Origin of the sequence: Pelagibacterium sp. (assembly GCF_048264985.1) — a bacterium.
Taxonomy (GTDB): domain Bacteria; phylum Pseudomonadota; class Alphaproteobacteria; order Rhizobiales; family Devosiaceae; genus Pelagibacterium.
Map to the genome: position 1 here is coordinate 1 of NZ_JBLXCL010000002.1, position 18,852 is coordinate 18,852.

General features: G+C 56.3%; 15 protein-coding genes. 6 read left to right on the forward strand and 9 right to left on the reverse strand.

The window, feature by feature from the left end:
• The 3 genes from ACN0TA_RS09275 to ACN0TA_RS09285 all read right to left on the reverse strand — a co-directional run.
• Window positions 1–132 (reverse strand): GTP-binding protein (locus ACN0TA_RS09275; protein WP_417583046.1); only part of this gene is annotated, 132 nt, incomplete at its 3' end.
• Between the two features lie 167 nt (window positions 133–299).
• A complete protein-coding gene (locus ACN0TA_RS09280; protein WP_417582125.1) occupies window positions 300–1,565 on the reverse strand; it encodes a pilus assembly protein TadG-related protein in 1,266 nt (421 codons plus the stop codon).
• Between the two features lie 169 nt (window positions 1,566–1,734).
• Window positions 1,735–2,709 (reverse strand): class 1 fructose-bisphosphatase, encoded by a 975-nt coding sequence (locus ACN0TA_RS09285; protein ID WP_417582127.1) that lies wholly within the window; start codon window positions 2,707–2,709, stop codon window positions 1,735–1,737.
• A 279-nt stretch (window positions 2,710–2,988) separates the two neighbouring features.
• Between ACN0TA_RS09285 and ACN0TA_RS09290 the strand changes: the two genes are divergently transcribed.
• The 5 genes from ACN0TA_RS09290 to ACN0TA_RS09310 all read left to right on the forward strand — a co-directional run bounded on the left by ACN0TA_RS09290 (window position 2,989) and on the right by ACN0TA_RS09310 (window position 9,918).
• Window positions 2,989–4,821: an ATP-binding protein gene (locus tag ACN0TA_RS09290; RefSeq protein WP_417582129.1), complete on the forward strand. Its 1,833-nt coding sequence runs from the start codon at window positions 2,989–2,991 to the stop codon at window positions 4,819–4,821.
• On the forward strand, window positions 4,814–6,175 hold the full coding sequence (locus ACN0TA_RS09295) for a sigma-54-dependent transcriptional regulator (protein ID WP_417582131.1): 1,362 nt from the start codon (window positions 4,814–4,816) through the stop codon (window positions 6,173–6,175). Before ACN0TA_RS09290 ends, ACN0TA_RS09295 begins: the two co-directional genes overlap by 8 nt.
• Before the next feature lie 248 nt (window positions 6,176–6,423).
• Complete coding sequence (locus ACN0TA_RS09300; protein WP_417582133.1) at window positions 6,424–7,386, forward strand: TAXI family TRAP transporter solute-binding subunit; 963 nt, start codon at window positions 6,424–6,426, stop codon at window positions 7,384–7,386.
• The gene (locus ACN0TA_RS09305; protein ID WP_417582135.1) at window positions 7,373–7,885 is read left to right on the forward strand and encodes a DUF1850 domain-containing protein; all 513 of its coding nucleotides are present in this window, start codon (window positions 7,373–7,375) and stop codon (window positions 7,883–7,885) included. The genes ACN0TA_RS09300 and ACN0TA_RS09305 overlap by 14 nt, the downstream gene beginning before the upstream one ends.
• The gene (locus tag ACN0TA_RS09310) at window positions 7,879–9,918 is read left to right on the forward strand and encodes a TRAP transporter permease (protein ID WP_417582137.1); all 2,040 of its coding nucleotides are present in this window, start codon (window positions 7,879–7,881) and stop codon (window positions 9,916–9,918) included. Before ACN0TA_RS09305 ends, ACN0TA_RS09310 begins: the two co-directional genes overlap by 7 nt.
• Before the next feature lie 59 nt (window positions 9,919–9,977).
• On the opposite strand, the gene acs is transcribed toward ACN0TA_RS09310, so the two are convergent.
• The 6 genes from acs to ACN0TA_RS09340 all read right to left on the reverse strand — a co-directional run bounded on the left by acs (window position 9,978) and on the right by ACN0TA_RS09340 (window position 17,056).
• Entirely contained in the window at window positions 9,978–11,906 is a 1,929-nt protein-coding gene (gene acs / locus ACN0TA_RS09315; RefSeq protein WP_417582139.1) for an acetate--CoA ligase, read from the reverse strand.
• A gap of 10 nt (window positions 11,907–11,916) precedes the next feature.
• On the reverse strand, window positions 11,917–12,651 hold the full coding sequence (locus tag ACN0TA_RS09320; RefSeq protein ID WP_417583048.1) for an ABC transporter ATP-binding protein: 735 nt from the start codon (window positions 12,649–12,651) through the stop codon (window positions 11,917–11,919).
• Window positions 12,652–12,671: 20 nt separating this feature from the next.
• Window positions 12,672–13,439, reverse strand: coding sequence for an ABC transporter ATP-binding protein (locus tag ACN0TA_RS09325; protein WP_417582141.1), 768 nt, complete (start codon window positions 13,437–13,439; stop codon window positions 12,672–12,674).
• Between the two features lie 10 nt (window positions 13,440–13,449).
• A complete protein-coding gene (locus ACN0TA_RS09330) occupies window positions 13,450–14,601 on the reverse strand; it encodes a branched-chain amino acid ABC transporter permease (RefSeq protein WP_417582143.1) in 1,152 nt (383 codons plus the stop codon).
• A gap of 1 nt (window position 14,602) precedes the next feature.
• Complete coding sequence (locus ACN0TA_RS09335) at window positions 14,603–15,631, reverse strand: branched-chain amino acid ABC transporter permease (RefSeq protein ID WP_417582145.1); 1,029 nt, start codon at window positions 15,629–15,631, stop codon at window positions 14,603–14,605.
• Window positions 15,632–15,703: 72 nt separating this feature from the next.
• Entirely contained in the window at window positions 15,704–17,056 is a 1,353-nt protein-coding gene (locus ACN0TA_RS09340) for a substrate-binding protein (protein WP_417582147.1), read from the reverse strand.
• 174 nt (window positions 17,057–17,230) lie between these two features.
• On the opposite strand from ACN0TA_RS09340, the gene ACN0TA_RS09345 reads away from it, so the two are divergent.
• On the forward strand, window positions 17,231–18,811 hold the full coding sequence (locus tag ACN0TA_RS09345; RefSeq protein ID WP_417582149.1) for a helix-turn-helix domain-containing protein: 1,581 nt from the start codon (window positions 17,231–17,233) through the stop codon (window positions 18,809–18,811).
• Window positions 18,812–18,852: the final 41 nt, after the last annotated feature.

The following is an 18,852-nucleotide window of genomic DNA, read 5'->3' on the forward strand; positions in this document are numbered from 1 at the left end:
GAACGTAGCACCGCCCGTCTCAGCCAGAACCTTCGTGATCGCTGCTGTCAACGACGTCTTCCCATGGTCAACGTGACCAATCGTGCCGATGTTGCAGTGCGGCTTGTTGCGCGAAAATTTTTCCTTGCCCATTGCTCACAACCGTTAATCAAGAGTTAGAACTGCGTGGGCGTTTATCCGTTTGCACGCGCAGAGACAAGTGATTTTTGTCGATCAGAGCCGGTTACATCCAGCTGCAGCCGTCAGTCAAAAAGAGAGGGCTGCTCACCGTCCTTTTTAAGTCGTCCATGACCATAATCTCACTCGACCAGCCGTGCGTTTCTTTCTCCGACGGTCTCGAAAGTCGGGCATTGGATGATTATCCGAATATCGTCATAGTCCCTGTCCGTCCAACCAATATGCTGCCAGTTGTTGGACGTGCCCGACAGTCCAGGCGGTCGATCTTCCCAGCCGTAATACATATATTTTCCAGGCTCACATTTCCCGGTCGCTCGCTGCGGCGACCGATTCACGCCCTCGGGAATTACTCCACCTTCACTTTGTGGTCGGCATTCATCAATGCTGTCACACAGTACAGTTTCCAGAATGTCCACTTTTTCGCCCGGCCGGACGAAGGGCTCCGGCCCTTGAAGCCCCGCATACTGCTCAGTATTATTGCCGGGCGTAAAGAACGTGTCGGTATAGTAGCTAAACCGCCCCGTTTTCCTGTCGCCACCGTTGTTGGCAACAGTGCCGCTATCCCAATACCGCTGTTGTGTTCTCGCAAACCGAACGTTTTCCAGTCTAAAACTCAGGAACGAGCCCTGGGCGCAGTCTGGCCACATATACTGGTATTCACGTCTATTGGTGTTCGCGCCCTTAGATATCAACCATGGTCCCTGTTCCACACCATCTAAGCCAAGAGGATGTGAAGTCAGAATACTGGTGTAGCGCGAGACAAGCCCTGGCATGGTTGGAGGCTCGCTGAAGTCAGGAAGAAAGACTGAGCCGCCGTTGTCAGCAACCGGAACCATTCGTGTCCTGCGCGGCAAGTCAGGATCGTTTTCCGGGCGATTGGGCCAAAAACAGTACATCCATATTCTGTTAAAATCACCGGCAACAGGATCGAGCAGCGAAGTGTCGGGCGGCCTCCGAACTTCCTTCACTTGGGAGAATTGTACCGTCGCAGAAACAGTTATGAGTTGCGTATCGGGAACGCCAGGCAGGATGTTCATGAAAGCCAGCGGCACTTGTGCCGATGCCGTAACCTTGAGGTCATTGTCATTGAACCGGTCAGGCGTGATGCTCACCCCTTGCGCCCAGGCCCCCTGATATTGGCGTGATATTTCCGCCAACGCTACCGATTCAACCAGCTCCCACTTTGTTGACCAGTTTTCACCTTCTTCAACAAACGCGCTTAAAGCGGCGGCATCAACCTGAGCTTGCAAAAACTCTTTTACGTGCTGGAGGCGCACATAGTCGACGGCCCAGCCGGCCATCGCAATAAACGGTATCGCCATCACCGCAAATATCACGGCCACGGCGCCGTCTTCGCGCCGGACCAAATCCCACAAGCTGCGTCCCATGCCTGTCTACCCATCTGCAGCGCTCACAGCGCCCATAACCGTACGATTGCGACCAGCGTCGCCGGTCTAAGTAAATCACACAGTACCTGAATGGATTTTCAGTAAACTTACGCTGGTTCGACAAAAATGCTCGAAATGCTTTACCAGCCGTTAAGGAGTGTAACCCGTTTTAATAGAAAGATTTTGCCCGCTCGACTTCTTCGCGCGAGCCGATGATGATCCCGATCCTTTGGTGCAGACTTTCCGGCTCAATATCGAGCAGGCGCTGGGTTCCTGTGCTTGAAGCGCCGCCGGCAGCTTCCACTATCATACTCATGGGATTGGCTTCGTAGAGCAAGCGCAGGCGACCACCCTTGGCCTTTGTGCCCTCATCTTCTGGATAAAGAAACACGCCGCCCCTGCACAATATCCTGTGCAGATCGGCGACCATGGCTGCGCACCAGCGCATATTATAGCTTTTGCCAAACGGTCCCGATTTACCCGCGACACAGGCGTCGATGAAAGACCGGGTCGGCGCGTACCAGCGCGTTTGCCTGGAGGCATTGATGGCAAATTCGGCTGCCTCGCTGGGTATCTCCACATTGTCTCTGACCACAACGAACTCGGCATTCGCCTCATCAAGACTGAACACTGCAACGCCCTGCCCTGTCGTCAAGACCAGAAGCGTAGCCGGTCCATAGAGCGCGTAGCCCGCAGCAACTTGTTTTTTGCCGGCCTGTAGCACATCCTGAGTTGTAATCCCTGAGCTCTTGCCCAGATCGAGCACAGAAAAAATAGATCCAACTGCGCCATTGATCTCCAGATTGGACGAACCGTCGAGCGGATCGAATATCAGGGCATGGCGTGCTTTGCCGGCATCGCGGACAATTTCGATGTCGTCAAGCTCTTCCGAAACCATCGCAGCGAGCACGCCACTGGCCCCTCCTCGGCGGAGAAAGATATCATTGGAAACGACGTCTAGCTTTTTCTGGACTTCCCCCTGGACGTTGACGGCCTGGGCAGCGCCGGTATCTCCTGCCGCCGATGCGACACGCAGAGCGACAGAGATTTCAAGCGCGCAATCGGCAACCATGCTGAAAATCGCCCCAATGGTTTCATCGAGGCCGCTGTCCGCGATCCAGGTTTCGAGTGTTTTACGCGCCACGTGCCGCCTCCAGTATGGATAATCCTCCTTGCTTATGTGGTCGCAGTCCAGGCGTCCAGACCAACCAAAGACCTAGCCCGAGCGAGGGCAATTCCATCTTGCCCGGCAACCGCAACTGCAGACAATTGGATCAAGCGACGTCTTTTGAGGCGCTGCCGCCCTTCCCAGGCTGCTTGCCTTCCCCGCTTATCTCCCTTCTCGCTAGTGAGTCCGTACCGCCCGCTGTCTGCGGTTTAGGGGCTATGCAGAACATCTGCCCACCGCTAACATTTAGGCGGGATGAGGAAACACAAGCTGCGCCAATATCTGCAGATCGCGCTGGCAGCGCTGGTGATCATTGCCAGCGCAATGACGACGCGCGTTATCTGGGAACAGTCGGCCCTGAATTCTGCCCGCACCACCGGCGAGACCCGCGCTGAACTTGTTGCTCAGACGTTAAGCGACACTATCGCGCAAAATGCTCACTTTCCCCTGGTACTCGCGCTGGATCCCGACGTGCAATCGATCCTTGGAGCACCAGCGGCTCCAGCGGCCATCGACGCCCTTAATCGCAAGCTCGCGTTAATCGAAGCCTCAGGAAATCCAGCCGCCCTCTATGTCATGAAGCCTGATGGCTACACACTGGCCGCAAGTAACTGGAATTCCGAGGGTAGTTTCGTCGGACAATACTATGGCTTCCGATCCTATTTCACCCAAGCCATTGCCGGTGGCGTCGGCACCTATTTCGGAATCGGCGTAACCACCGGTCGTGCGGGTTATTTCCTTGCGCAAGCCGTGGGCGACGATAGTCCCATCGGCGTCACTGTAGCCAAAATTGAATTTGGAGATCTCGAGGCAATCTGGGCCAGGTCCGCCGAGCACATCATGGTGACTGATGAAAATGATATCATCTTTCTGGCGAGCCTGCCCGAGTGGAAATACCGCTCTCTTGCCCCGGTAGACGCAAATGCAATCTCCCGCATTCAGAGCACTCAGCAATATGCGGGAACCGACATTAATCAGCTCGAAACCACTGAACTCTCCCCTAACGGCGAGCGGGTCTGGGTAGAAGGCTTACCGGAAAATCGGGACTTCCTGCGACAAACAGTTCATATCTCGGAGTTGGGCTGGACTGTGAACCAGTTCACTGACCTTTCCGGTGTGGCAGACGCAAGACGTGACGGCACAGTTATCGGCGCCATGAGCTCGGCACTTGTGATCGCCATTCTGTTTTACCTGGCCCAGCGGCAGCGGAGCTTTGCCTTGGAACGCGCCGCCCGGGCCGAACTGGAATTGCGCGTTGCCGAGCGAACAGCCGACTTGCGGCAGGTCAACCAAACATTGCATGTCGAAGTCGAGGAACGACGTCGAACCGAGCGCGAACTGCGCAACACCCAGCACGATCTGATACAAGCAGGAAAGATGGCTGCGCTGGGCCAGATGTCAGCGGCCATCGCACATGAAATCAACCAACCCCTCACCGCGATACGCACCTATATTGCAACCACACGAGTATTTGTGCCGCTTGGCGATCCGCGCGCAGTCCTCGACAATCTCGAAAAGGTCGACAATCTGGCCGTGCGCATGGGGCGAATTACCTCGCACCTCAAATCTTTTGCTCGCAAGGAGGGCATGGGACCCGCCGAGATAATCTCGGTTGACCGTGCAGTTCAGCGCGCTATCGATCTCGTAGACGTTCAATTGCAGGTAGAGGCAATTGCGGTCCGAACGTCGATAGTCCCAGCCTTTACAATGGGCAATGACGTGCGGCTCGAGCAGGTCGTCATCAATCTGGTTCGCAATGCCATCGATGCCGTTCAAAACACGCATGAGCCTTATGTAGAACTTTCCATGCACACGGCAGCGGGTCGCGTCTTCGTTGAGGTGCGCGACAATGGGCCAGGCTTCGATGCTCCACTTCTCGAGACATTGTTCGACCCATTTGTAACCACCAAACCTTCTGGTGCAGGTCTGGGACTGGGTTTAACCATCTCTTTCGAGATCATTCGCGAGTTTGGCGGCTCACTCAGGGCTGCCAACCACCCTGATGGCGGTGCCGTCCTAACGATTGAACTTGTTGCCGTGGATGACCCACTATCATCTCTAAAGAGCGAGGTGGCCAGCAATGGCTGAGCGCCAGTCAGTGATATTTGTTGATGATGAAGACGCCATGCGACACGCCGTGGAGCAATGGCTTAGTGTGGCTGGCCACGAAGCCCATAGCTTCGACTCCGGCCCATCGGCTCTCGAACACATTTCTGTCGGGCTTAATGGTATCGTACTCACCGACCTTCGCATGCCTGGCATGGATGGAATGGAGTTATTGCGGCGCATCCTCGCAATCGACCCCGACGTTCCGGTAATCCTCATGACCGGTCAGGGCGATATTGAAAGCGCAGTTGAGGCAATGCGCATCGGAGCCTACGATTTTATTGAGAAGCCGTTTGACCCTGAACGCTTAGCTCAAACCGTCAGACGCGCGACTGAAAAGCGTCGACTTGTTCTGGAAAATCGGCTCCTGGCAGCAGCAACGCCGCCCAACGCTTTGCGCACCAAGATTTTGGGGACATCGCGGGAAATCGAACGGCTGCGCGCAGCCGTTTCCGAGATCGCCGCAACCGATGTGAGTGTCGTGCTTTATGGCGAAACCGGATCCGGCAAAGACCTTGTCGCGAGGAGCCTTCACGAAACAAGCCGCCGCTCAAGCGGAAACTACGTTGCTGTAAATTGCGCCGCCATCCCCGAAACAATGGTGGAAACTGAAATGTTCGGTCACGAGGCCGGAGCATTCACAGGCGCCGCGGGTCGCCGGATTGGAAAAATCGAACATGCCAACGGGGGCACATTGCTGCTTGACGAAGTTGAATCGATGCCTTCGCCAATGCAGGCCAAGTTATTGAGAGCATTGCAGGAACGCAGCATCGAGCGCCTCGGATCCAACGCATCTCAACCTGTCGACTTTCGCACGATCGCGGCAACCAAGCGCGACCTGAAAGCCGACAGCAAAAACGGCGCCTTCCGCTCCGATCTTTATTTCCGCCTCTCAGTCGTTGAATTGACCATTCCCCCGCTCCGCGAACGTCGCGATGATATCCCGCTTCTGTTCGAGTATTTCGCAGCCGAAGCGGCGCGCAGTCACAACCGGGAGCCGCGCCCGCTGAAAGGTGCTACACTCGACGCACTGATGCAGCACGACTGGCCCGGAAACGTTCGGGAACTTAGAAACGTCGCTGAACGTCATGCATTGGGCTTAAGCAGTTTCGCCGTGTCGGATGACACGCGCATGGAAAGCTACACAAAATTCATGCCCCTCGCCCACCAACTCGAAACTTTCGAGCGCCGTGTGATCGAGCGCGCGCTGTCCGATAGCGGGGGACGCATGAGCGAAGTCATCGAAAAGCTTGGCCTGCCGCGCAGAACGCTCAACGAAAAAATGGCACGGCTAGGCATCAAGCGCAGAGCTACCAACCCTCGATATCAGCAATAAATTGCTCATAGAACATCGAAGATCGGCATGTTTTTGCCGCCCCCTTTGAATCGACACGACGACCGTTTAACCTAAACAATTGAAACGAAAGGAATTTGCTGCCAATCATATAACAAGCAGCTGTTGGCACAGCGATTGCTACAAGTGAGACACCGGCTATGCGGAGGAGCATGGCTCGTGCGGCGACCGGAAGCCCGGCGCCAGGGAAGAACCAAGCAGTCCCGCGCGACTGCTAATGGGAGGACAAAATGAAACTTTTGACAGCCTGCGCCTTGGTTGGCGCGCTGGCGGTGAGCGCACCAGCGTTCGCCCAGCAGCAACTTTCAATTGCTACCGGCGGCACCGGCGGCGCCTATTATCCCATCGGCGGTGGCCTTGCCGAACTGATTACCGACAATCTCGACGGCTACGGCGCCGTTGCCGAGGTGACTGGTGCATCGGTCGAAAATATGGCTCTTGTCCATCAAGGTGCAGCCGACTTCGCCATTGCCCTGGGCGACACTGTGGCCCAGGCTTACACCGGCACCGGCGCATTCGATGGACGCCAGGTCGACATTCTCTCTCTCGGCGCGCTTTACCCTAACGCCGTGCAGATTGTCGTTCCCGCCGATTCCGACATTCAGGGACTTTCCGACCTTGTCGGCAAACGCGTTTCGGTGGGCGCCCCTGGCTCGGGTACTGAACTCAATGCCCAGGCCATCCTCAATGCAAACGGCATCACTTATGAGGACCTGGCAGCTGCCCAGCGCCTCAATTTCAACGAAACTGCTGACGCCCTGCGCGATGGCGATATCGATGCCGGCATCTGGAGCGTGGGTCCACCGACTTCATCGATCATGTCGCTGGCCGTGGCCCGTGCAATTCGCATGATCCCGCTCAGTGCGGATGAAATTGCAGCGGCCAAGGGCGCAGAGCCCATCTTTGCCGACTATGTGCTTCCTGCCAACAGCTATGAGGGTGTCGATACCGAAACACCTACTGTGGGCATCCCCAACGCCTTGGTGGTCAGCGCCGGCATGGACGAAGAACTTGCTTATCAAGTGACAAAGCTTCTCCATGAGCAGATCGACTACCTGCGCGCGATCCACCCTGCAACCAACGACACAACTGTTGAGTTTGCAATTGGCGCCACTCCGATACCGCTGCATCCCGGCGCCATTCGTTACTACGAAGAGTCTGGAGCGGAAATTCCAGACAATGCCCGTCCGTAAGGGTAAATCCAAAATTTCTGGGGGGGCGAGCTTGTTGCTCGCCCTGTCCCTCTCGGGGGCGCCTCTCGCTAGTGAGAATTTGCGGCTGGACGTCGTTGATGAGGACGGCGCCACCGTCTTTCACGAACCTGTGACCGAAGGCGCACAATGGTGCGTTTTCTGGAATCACTCGGTTCAACATTTCCTTGTTCGCGACTGCTTTGCCGCACTTGACGGAAACATGGTGCTCGAAAGATCCCATCAGCCGGACTTTGCTGCAGGGCTCGGCCACATTCCCGGACGTGGAACGATGACTTCTGCGCCGGACGGTGGATACTGGATCGAAGGTATCAACGAGGCCGTGCCGAAAAATTGCCTTCGGTTAAGGGTCGGAGCACCTGGGGTGGATCACAGGATAGTGGTCAACGGACGCGACTTCAATTTGTCTGCCATAGCGCCACGCAAGGCCGTGCGCATCGTCTTGCGACCTGCAGGGCAGGAGGGAGAACAGTCATGCTGAGATCGATTTTCCGGCAGAAAGGTGTGCTGGCTGCAGACATTCCGCCACCAGCCAATACCGCTGTCGAGCGCCCTTGGCCCATTCGCCTTGCAGTAATCATTCTCTCGGTCGCACTCGTGCTGTTTCAGCTCTATACAGCCGGTATAAACCCGCTGGGCCTTTTCTATCAGCGCTCGATTCATCTCGGCTTTATCCTGATGATCGCATTTCTGGTATTTCCAGTCACAGGCTCCAATCGCAAGCAAGGCCCAATCGGCGCACTTATAGACACCGTTTTCTTTGCCCTTGCCGTCATCTCGGGCTTTTACATCGCCTTTTTCCTCAACGACATTATCGACCGCGCAGGCTTTTGGAGCTCAACGGACGTTACGGTTGGGGTGATTGCAGTCATTACCTTGCTTGAAGCAAGCCGCCGTGTGGTCGGCAAAGGCATCACAATCATCGGCATCGTCTTCATAATCTACGCGATGGCCGGATCAAATGGGCCGCTGCCCTGGCTTGGCGATTTAATGCCGGGAATCCTCAATCACAGAGGCTATCCAATCGATAGGCTCGCGGCCCAGCTCTATCTCGGTCAGGAAGGGATATTCGGCTTGCCGCTTGGCGTAGCCGCAACTTACGTTTTTATTTTCGTCCTGTTCGGCGCTGTGCTCGAAGTGACCGGCGCCGGTCACTTTTTCATCGAGCTCGCCTATGCGGCAACCGGTCGTCGTCGGGGCGGCCCAGCCAAGGCAGCGGTAGTGGCGTCGACGGCGATGGGCTCAATCTCTGGTTCGACAATTGCCAACGTCGTAACAACGGGCCCATTTACCATCCCGCTCATGAAACGGCTCGGTTACAAGCCTGCACAGGCTGGCGGCATCGAGGCAGCCGCGTCTACAGGGGGGCAGATCACCCCTCCTCTCATGGGCGCCGGCGCGTTTCTGATCGCCGAATACACCGGCGTTCCCTACCTGCACATCGTTCTGGTTTCGATCTTTCCAGCTTTTCTCTATTTTCTCACTGTCTATCTCTTCGTGCATATCATTGCCATCAAACAGAATATGAAAGGCATGTCAGCAAGCGAACTGCCTTCGGTGCGAGAGGTAATGAAGAACGGTTGGCACTTCATGGTGCCGCTGGCAGTACTTATGTACCTGCTTGTCCTAGGCATTTCACCAATGAGAGTTGGCTTCTGGGCAGTCGTCTCGGTTCTGATCGTTGCTGTCCTCAAAGGCAGCTACGACTGGCTGCGTTTCGCACCGCGCGCTGACGGCACAGCACGCCCCCCAATAGTGGAAGCTCTGAAGCTTGGTGGGCTAAAACTTGTGGAAGCCTGTGAAGTGGGCGCGCGCAACGCGCTCACAGTAACGATCGCCTGTGCCATTGGTGGCATCATCGTCGGTATCATTGGCCTGACCGGCCTGGGCCTGAAATTCACCTCGATGATGCTGGCTTTCTCGGGAGGGCACGTGCTGCTGGCGTTGCTGCTTGTGCTTGTCGCAAGCCTGATCCTAGGCTTCGGCCTGCCTGTAACCGCCGCCTATATAGTTCTTATCATTTTGGTTGGTCCCGCGCTCAATCAGGAGTTCGGCATCCCGCTGCTTATCGTGCATTTAGTCGTTTTCTGGTATTCGCAGGATTCCAACGTGACCCCGCCCGTCGCCCTCGCCGGCTTCGCGGCCGCGGCGATAGCGCGAAGCGGTCCCATGGAGACGAGCGTCCAAGCCTGGAAATTCGCCAAGGGTCTCTACATCATCCCAATGTTCATGGTGTTCAATCCCGAGATCATACTTGGCGGGCCGCTGCTTGTTGTACTCTGGAACGGTGCTCTGGCATTGGTTGGCACTGTCGCCTTTGTCGCCGTGCTCGAAGGTTTCTTCCAGACACGTATGCACATCATCCTGCGCATTTTGCTCTGCCTTGGGGGCATCGGTTGCCTATCTCCCTACCCTGTTGCAGAGATCGTCGGCTTTCTCGGTAGTATAGCCATCCTCGGTCACAATGCATGGATGGCACGGCGAGACGACCGAGCGGGGTTGCTCACAGCATAACAAAGCCCAGGCGAAAACCGCCTAGGCTTTTTGTTGCAGCTTTTCGCGAAACTAAGCGGTTATCGGTTCAAGCGGTTGTCTATAAGACTATCGACAACCGCAGGATCAGCGAGCGTTGATGTATCGCCCAACGCACCGAAGTCATTCTCAGCAATCTTGCGCAAAATACGTCGCATGATCTTTCCCGATCGCGTCTTGGGCAATCCCGGCGCGAACTGAATACAATCGGGCGAGGCGATTGGCCCAATACCTTTGCGGACCCAATTTCGGAGCTCGGCTTTGAGATCTTCGCTCTCGTTCTCGCCAGACATCAGCGTTACATAGCAATAGATGCCCTGACCTTTGATCTCATGAGGATAACCGACAACGGCTGCCTCCGAGACATGTGGATGTGCAACCAGTGCACTCTCGATCTCGGCTGTTCCCAAACGGTGCCCGGAAACGTTGAGTACATCGTCCACGCGCCCGGTGATCCAATAATATCCGTCCTCGTCGCGTCGCACCCCGTCACCCGTAAAATAAAGTCCCTTGTAAGTGGAAAAATAAGTTTCCACGAAACGGCAGTGATCGCCCCATATCGTTCGGGCTTGGCCGGGCCAGCTATCGGCAATGGCCAGAACGCCTTCCGCCTTGGTCCCTGCGATCACCTGCCCCTCGGGCGTGAGAACGAGTGGATCGACCCCAAAAAACGGTTTGGTGGCAGAACCCGGCTTTGTCGGGATGACGCCAGGAAGCGGCATGATCATCGAAGCGCCAGTTTCCGTCTGCCACCATGTATCGACAATTTCACATCGGCCTCGCCCGACGTTCTTGTGATACCACTGCCACGCTTCGGGATTGATCGGCTCCCCCACTGTGCCGATAAGACGAAGTGAAGACAGATCAGCTTTCTCGACATGCTCGAGACCAGCGCCCATAAGCGCACGGATTGCTGTAGGCGCTGTATAAAAAACATTGACCTTGTGCCGATCGACAGCCTGCCAGAACCGCGAGGGATCCGGCCAGTTGGGAACACCCTCAAACATCAGCGAAGTGACGCCATTGGCCAGCGGCCCATAAACGATATAGCTATGGCCAGTGACCCAGCCCACATCGGCCGAACACCAGTAGACATCGTCGGGTCTCGGGTCGAAGATCATTTCATGGGTAAGAGAAGCCCACACCAAATACCCTCCGGTTGTATGCAACACGCCCTTGGGCTTGCCCGTCGAACCTGAGGTATAGAGGATGAACAGTGGATCCTCGGCGTTCATGGGTTCTGGTGCGCAAAACGGCTCCACTCCATCGGCGGCTTCATGCCACCAGACATCCCTGTCGCCCACCATTGAAACGGTAGCGCCGGTGTTTTTAACCACAAGAACTCTTGCCACGCCGGGGCAATCTTCAAGCGCCTTATCGACATTGGCCTTGAGCGGCACCGCCTTGCCGCCGCGTCGCCCTTCATCGGCTGTAATGACCACGCTCGAATCCGCGTCATTGATGCGTCCGGCCAGCGCATCGGGTGAAAAGCCCGCAAATACAACGGAATGCGGCGCGCCAATGCGCGCACATGCCAACATCGCATAGCTGGCAGCGGGAATCATAGGCAAATAGATGGTGACGCGATCGCCTTTTTTTATGCCGAGCCCCTTCAGCACATTGGCAAATCGACAGACTTCGTCATGGAGCTGGCGGAAGGTTATGTGCTGGGCGCGATCTTTCGGGTTGTCCGGCTCCCAGATCAAGGCAGTCTTGTCACCGTGCGTGGCAAGATGCCTGTCGATGCAATTCGCTGAGACATTAAGCACCCCATCTTCGAACCATTTGATCGAGATATCGGGATAGGCAAAGCTGGTGTTTTTGACCTTGGTATAAGGCTCGATCCAGTCGAGCCTCTTGCCCTGCTCTGCCCAGAAGCCTTCAGGGTCGGACAGAGATGCCGAATATTGCTCTTTGAAACTTTCAGCGGTCAACCGCGTATGACGAGCCATTGGAGCCTGGCTGTTCATGTCCATCCTCCTAAATGGCGAGGTATTCGTGGCGCAACTCGGCATTGTCGAGCACTTCGCGCGCAGATCCCTGGAAGGCGACTTCGCCGGTATCGAGGATCACCGCCCGATCGGCCAGCTTAAGTGCCGCCACTGCGTTCTGCTCGACGATGATTGTGGTGATGCCCAATTCCTTGATTTCGTGCAGGATCGTTTCGATCTCTTGAACGATCACCGGGGCAAGGCCTTCATAAGGCTCATCGAGCAGCAGCAGTTTGAGATCACGAGCGAGCGCACGGGCAATAGCGAGCATCTGTTGTTCGCCTCCCGAAAGCGTTGTGCCGTCCTGGCGGCGGCGTTCGGCAAGACGAGGGAAGTGTCCATAGATCCGCTCAATGTCCCACCCTGAACCCGGCGCCACCTGAGCCAGCGCAAGGTTTTCTTCAACCGACAGACCTTGAATGATCCGTCGATCTTCCGGCACGAGCTGGATACCTGACCTGGCTGCTTCAAATGCCTTCATGCCGTGCACCGGATGGCCATCGAGCCAAATCTCACCCTTTTGCAGACTCGGATTATCGAGTCGTGCGATCGTGCGCAGAGTTGAAGTCTTACCAGCGCCGTTCCGCCCCAGAAGCGCTAAAATCTTGCCATGAGGCACATCGAAACCTACGCCCTGAACGATATAGCTCTCGCCGTAATAGGCGTGGACGTCCTTTACCGAGAGAAAAGGTGCGTCGGCGGCAGCAGCTTTTTCCGGCTGCATATTTGTCGAAACCGCATTCATCAATGTGCTCCTCCCAGATAGGCTTCCTGGACGCGCGGATCCCCACGCACCTCTTCGGGCAATCCCTCGGCGATGATCCTTCCGCCAGCTAGTACCGAGATCTTGTCGGCAAGGGAGAACACCACATGCATATCGTGTTCGATGATGACCTTGGTCATCCCGCGGCTCTTGATCTTTTTCAGCAGCTCTATCGTAGTGTTGGTATCATGACGGCTCATGCCAGCCGTCGGTTCATCGAGAAGCAACAGGCGCGGCTTCTGGATCAGGCACATCGCCAGCTCCAGCCGGCGCTTGTCGCCACGCGACAGTGACCCCGCGTGCACCCCACGCCGTTCCAACAGTCCAACATCCTCAAGCATCGCTTCAGCCTCCTCCCGTAGTGCAGTCTCCCGCTCAAGAGGTCTGGACAGGTTAATCTTGAAGGCTCCGTCGCGCTTGGCAAATCCAGGCGTCATCACGTTTTGCAGCACCGACAGGTCGGAAAATATCTCCGGCGTCTGAAAAACGCGGCTAACGCCGAGCTGATTGATTTCGTGAGGCTGTTTGCCCGTTAGTACGGTGCCATCGAACACAACAGCGCCGCTGGTGGGCGGGATACGTCCAATAATGACATTGAGCAGAGTGGATTTGCCCGCCCCATTTGGTCCGATGATTGCGTGCGTCTTGCCTTCTTCAACCTGGAGGTCGATATCGGCCAAGGCATGCAGCCCCCCAAAATTCTTATGTACATCGGCAACATGCAGGACGACGTTTTTATCGTTTTCCATATCCGATCCCCTATTCCGCAGCCGAAGTACTGAGTTTGGCCGGTTTTTCGTTGTGCTTGGAGCGATTGGTAACCATCGATCGGATGCGGCGAACGCCTTCCATAATCCCACCCGGCAAGAAGACAACGACGAGGACAAAGACGAGCCCTTCCGTCAGTTTCCAACCTTCGCCGACGAACTTGGACGCTACCGTTACAGCAAAGTCCTGAATTCCATCGGGCATCCAGTCGAAATAGAACTGGAGGATGCGATCATTGTAGGCAGAGAAAATGTTCTCCATGAACTTGATCAGCCAAGCCCCGATGACCGGACCGATAAGTGTGCCGACACCGCCGAGAATGGTCATCAACACAACTTCGCCGGAAGCAGTCCATTGCATACGCTCAGCGCCAGCCAATGGGTCGGTTACCGCCAGCAATCCACCAGCCAGGCCGGCATACATCCCTGAGATAACGAATGCAGCCAATGTGTAGGGGCGCGTATTCACACCGGTATATGACAATCGCGTCTGATTGGATTTGACGGCTCGCAGCATCATCCCGAACGGGGATGTGAAGATCTTCTGAGCGATAAAGAAAACAACCAGCAAGATCACAGCACAAAGATAAAAGCCGCCCATACCACCAAGTGTATTGCCAAGCAGACTCGGCGACGGGATCACCGATGAAGTTCCAACATTGAACAAGCCGTCAAGCACGCGAGGGTCCGAACCAGCCAGTTGCAACGCTGTTTCGCCATTGGTGATTGGCGTCAGCACGGAGTAGGCAAGGTTGTAGCTCATCTGAGCGAATGCCAGCGTAAGGATCGAGAAGTAGATGCCCGACCGACGTAGCGATACAAAGCCGATGATCAGTGCAAAGACACCAGCCATTATGATCGCAAAGATCAGCGCTGGAATTGCGTCCATAGAGAGCAGCTTGAAAGACCACACTGCCGTGTAGGAACCGACGCCGAGAAAGGCTGCGTGTCCAAAACTTAGATAACCGGTGAGGCCGAAGAGAATATTGAAGCCCACCGCAAAGATCGCAAAGATCGTGAACTGCTGCATGAGCCCAGGATAAGCAGCACCAAGTGGCTGTAGCCAGATTGGCATGGCGAGTACGACCAGCGCGAAGACCGCAAGCGTTATGTATTCGTTTTTGGGAAGTCGGAAGAAATTCATCTCAGGCCTCCATCACGCCGCGCCGCCCGAGCAGGCCACGGGGACGAACCAGTAGAATGATTACGGCGACCGCGTAGATGATGATCTGGTCGATACCGGGTACGATGGCCTTAATGGCCGTCATGGACGCAAACGACTGCAAAATGCCCAGCAGAAACCCTGCGGCAACCGCGCCGGGCAAGGATCCCATACCACCAACAACAACGACGACGAACGAGAGCACCAGGAAATCCATGCCGAGACTGTAGTTCGGCGGAAGCAAGGGCGTGTACATCGCACCCGCCAATCCAGCAACGACAGCGGCAAGGCCGAACATGATCGTGAAGCGTCGGTCGATATTGATCCCAAGCAATCCGACCGTTTCCCGATCGGCCATACCAGCCCGAACCACCATCCCAAAGGTAGTAAAGCGCAGAAAGGCAAATACCGCGCCCAGGACGGCAAGCGAAAAGCCCAGATAAACCAGCCGCCAAAGGGGATAAGTCACAGCGCCGGCCTGCATGCCGAACAGCGCACCAACATCAGTCGCGCCACGCAAATCCGATGGGATTGGCTGCGGCCATGGATTTGGGCCGAAAAACGCCTTAACCACTTCCTGAAGCACAATCGCCAGGCCAAACGTCACCAGGATCTGCTCGGCGTGCGGGCGCTTGTAAAAATGTTTGATAAGCCCCCGCTCCATGGCCACACCGACAATGAGCATGACCGGGATGGTAAGCAGGATCGAAAACGGCACTGAATAGTCGACGAGTATCGCGCCGAAATCGCCGAACCATGTTTCGGCCATCGGCGTCCGGATTTCCAGAGGCGAGCCCCATGGCGAAAGCTGTGTTTCGTCCACAGTAACACTCTCCATGGTGATCAGGGCACGGAACGTGACCGCGCAGAATGCGCCAAGCATGAAGAGTGCGCCGTGGGCGAAATTTACGACGCCCAGCGTGCCGAAAACCAGTGTGAGACCCAAGGCGATCAGGGCGTATGCGCCGCCCTTGTCCAGCCCATTGAGCAATTGCGCGAGAATCGCATCCATCGATTTGGCTCCAGATGTAGGTTTGTCCGGCCACCGCAGCGGCCGGACATGCAGTCAACCGTAAGAACGGAATCAGCACATTTGCGGGTCGGCAGAGCCCAGGTCACCGCCGAAGATCGACGGGTCGTAAGTCACGCTATCGCGCGATGCCGTGTTGACCACTTCGAGAAGATCGAACTCATTGGAGGGCTGTTCCTTGCCCTGAACGACGAGAACGTCCTTGAAACACTGGTGGTCGGCCCCCCGATAGAGCGTGGGGCCATTGCCCATGCCGTCGAACTCGAAATCTTCAAGTGCAGCAATAACTTCGGGCGGATAGAACGTTCCGGCCCGCTCCACGGCATCCGCATAGAGCAGCGTCTGCACATAGGCCGTGTGCGCAGCCTGGCTCGGGGGAGACCCATACTTCGCCCCGAACGATGCTGTGAAGCCCTTGGACGCGTCATCGCCCATGCTCCAATACCAGTTCGATGTGCCGTAAACGCCCTGCATTGCCGAACCGGCACCTGCAGCCATGAGATCGGAAACCAGCGGCAGAACAAGCTGGAAGTCGTTACCGTTGGCTTGACGGTCACGCAGACCAAATTGGGTCGCCTGTGTCAGCGAATTGACCCCGTCAAAACCATAGTGATTGAGGATCAGAACGTCAGCGCCGGAATTAAGAACCGGCGTAATGTACTGACTGAAATCGCCAGCGCCCACCGGGGTGCGGACCGTTTCGACTGTTTCCCAGCCAAGGGCTTCAGTCGCAGCAATCATCGACTCTTCTTGCGTCCAACCCCATGTGTAGTCAGCGGTCAGATGGTAGGCACGACGCTGATCGCCATAAGCTGCACCGAGCTGCGGGCCAAGCCCAACACCGGATTGATAGGCGTTGAAGAAGTGGCGGAAGCCGTATTTCCGCTTGTCCTTGCCGGTCGTGTCATTGGAGTGCGTCAGGGCTGCCATAAAAATAACGCCCATGTCCTGACAAAGGCTCTGGACAGCGATGGCAACACCCGATGATGAACCACCGGTAATCATCACTGCGCCATCGCGCTCAATCATGCGGCGCGCCGACTCACGAGCCGGATCAGACTGGGTTTGGGTGTCACCGGTCACGTACTCGACCTTCTTGCCCAAAATGCCGTTTCCGGTCAGCGTCTTGGACGAAAAGTGCGGGATGAGTCCGCCATCGCCTTCGCCATTGAGATGCTCTACTGCCAGCTGATACGCCCGAAGTTCATCAGCACCTTCGTCGGCGTAGGCACCGGTCTGCGGCACGTTGAACCCAAGGGTTACGGTGTCACCAGTTGGCGCGTTACAAAATTCCTGCGCCCAAGCCCCCTTGGACAATATAAGGGGAGAGACCCCGGTCGCTAGGATGCCTGCCATGCCGGTCTTTACGACGCGACGGCGGCTGATTCCGCGTTTAAAATCGCTCATTAATCTCCTCCTTTGATGCGGTGGGCCATACCTCCATATGGCTGAAATCCGCTGCGGGAGTATTGAGCGGCGTTAACACAAGAGCAATATGCTATTGTATTTAAACGGAAATCCTGTAAAGCTTTGACCAAATTTGGAAACTAGAGTGTCAATGCATTGACAAACGGGAATTCAATGCGCGCACCCATCGGGCTGAGAATAAGCACACGCCGCAAGGGTTTAGGGGTCTCTCAGGCCGCCCTTGCCCGAAGTGTGGAGATTTCACCCAGCTACCTCAATCTGATCGAAGCCAATAAGCGACAAGTGGGAGGCGCGCTCCTTCAGCGCATTGCATCCGAGCTTGATATCTCGATCGATGATCTGACGGGCGAAGCCGAGCACCGACTCATTCATGAGTTGGTGGAGGCATTTGCCGACCCTGCTCTGGCCGATGTCGGCCTCGGCATGGAGACCGCCCGCAGCCTTGTTGCAACGCAACCCGACATCGCCCGCGTTATTGCCACGCTCTACCGAGCCTATGCCGCTGCATCGGCCAGTGCCGACGCCTATGCAAACCGTCTGAGAGCCGACCCACTCCTCAGCCAGCTTCTGCATCAGGTGCTTTCCGGTATAACCGCGGTACGCTCCTCGGCCGAGATTCTTGAGGATTTTGATGATTTGAGCACCATCGACCGGGCACGCTTCGTCAACTCGATCTCACGCGAGACCCGTGGCCTCTCGGCGGTTGCGCAGAACCTGATTGGTCAGTTCGATCACGCCAGTACGGTGAGCAAATCGGCCTCCGTCCGCCGCGAGCTTGATGACATGATCTTTGCAGCGCGCAACTATTTCCCGGCGCTTGAGCAACGCGGAGTTGAAATTGTTCGGGACATGCAATCGTCAGGAGCCTTAAGCGAAGCAGCAATAGCCAATCTTCTGGAGACCGTCCACGGCGTTCGCATTGAACGGAATGCGCGCCCAAACTCCGGGCGCGCCTTTGGCCACGACAGGGAACGTGGAGTCCTGTGGTTTCGCAATACAGTGCCTCAGTCGACCCGACAATTTCAGATGGTTCGGCTGATCTCCGAACTGACCAGCGACGCTGTCCTTTCCGAAGCCGTCAAGGTGCCGCACCTCTCCTCCCCGACCGCTCGACATCTGGCGCGCAATTATCTCGCATCTTACATCGCGGGCGCCGCCCTGTTTCCCTATGAGCGCTTTCTCGAGGATGCAGAAACACTACGCTATGACGTCGAGGCGCTAAGCGAACGGTACAACGCAAGTTTCGAGCAGATCGCGCATCGACTCGTTACCCTGCGTGCAGAAGGCGCCGAAGGCGTGCCCTTCGGATTTCTTCGTTCCGACCCTGCAGGACGGCTCACCAAGCACTTTCCGTTGCCTGGCTTGCTCTTGCCGCACACTGGCCACGCCTGCCCGCTGTGGGCACTTTACGCCGCATTTCGTTCGTCAGGACAGCTCGTTCGGCAAGTGGTTCGTTTTTCGGATGATTCGCGTTTTCTGTTTGTGGCCAAAGCCGTGTCCCGCCGTGCATCTGGATTTGCCGATCAGGCCCTGCCCCATTCCATTTTGCTGGTCGCTGACATCTTGCACGCAGATCGGACTGTCTATGCCGACGGTCTGGACCTCGGCGATTCCGACGCCGACGTACCGGTTGGTCCGACCTGCCGGCTGTGCACACGCACGAACTGTGTCAGTCGTGAAGAAGCACCCTTTGCGCCTGGAGATGAGCCGACCCTGACCACTGCTCGCACCTGACCACCCATCACAGGGGACTTGGCGAATGGCAACAATTGCGG

Excerpts from the sequence above, each read along its gene's own strand:
- ACN0TA_RS09320 (WP_417583048.1), bottom strand. The coding sequence starts at position 12,651 with ATGCAGCCGGAAAAAGCTGCTGCCGCCGACGCACCTTTTCTCTCGGTA.
- ACN0TA_RS09340 (WP_417582147.1), bottom strand. The coding sequence starts at position 17,056 with ATGAGCGATTTTAAACGCGGAATCAGCCGCCGTCGCGTCGTAAAGACC.
- ACN0TA_RS09300 (WP_417582133.1), top strand. The coding sequence starts at position 6,424 with ATGAAACTTTTGACAGCCTGCGCCTTGGTTGGCGCGCTGGCGGTGAGC.
- acs (WP_417582139.1), bottom strand. The coding sequence starts at position 11,906 with ATGAACAGCCAGGCTCCAATGGCTCGTCATACGCGGTTGACCGCTGAA.
- ACN0TA_RS09310 (WP_417582137.1), top strand. The coding sequence starts at position 7,879 with ATGCTGAGATCGATTTTCCGGCAGAAAGGTGTGCTGGCTGCAGACATT.
- ACN0TA_RS09305 (WP_417582135.1), top strand. The coding sequence starts at position 7,373 with ATGCCCGTCCGTAAGGGTAAATCCAAAATTTCTGGGGGGGCGAGCTTG.
- ACN0TA_RS09335 (WP_417582145.1), bottom strand. The coding sequence starts at position 15,631 with ATGGATGCGATTCTCGCGCAATTGCTCAATGGGCTGGACAAGGGCGGC.
- ACN0TA_RS09290 (WP_417582129.1), top strand. The coding sequence starts at position 2,989 with ATGAGGAAACACAAGCTGCGCCAATATCTGCAGATCGCGCTGGCAGCG.
- ACN0TA_RS09345 (WP_417582149.1), top strand. The coding sequence starts at position 17,231 with ATGCGCGCACCCATCGGGCTGAGAATAAGCACACGCCGCAAGGGTTTA.
- ACN0TA_RS09295 (WP_417582131.1), top strand. The coding sequence starts at position 4,814 with ATGGCTGAGCGCCAGTCAGTGATATTTGTTGATGATGAAGACGCCATG.
- ACN0TA_RS09325 (WP_417582141.1), bottom strand. The coding sequence starts at position 13,439 with ATGGAAAACGATAAAAACGTCGTCCTGCATGTTGCCGATGTACATAAG.
- ACN0TA_RS09330 (WP_417582143.1), bottom strand. The coding sequence starts at position 14,601 with ATGAATTTCTTCCGACTTCCCAAAAACGAATACATAACGCTTGCGGTC.
- ACN0TA_RS09280 (WP_417582125.1), bottom strand. The coding sequence starts at position 1,565 with ATGGGACGCAGCTTGTGGGATTTGGTCCGGCGCGAAGACGGCGCCGTG.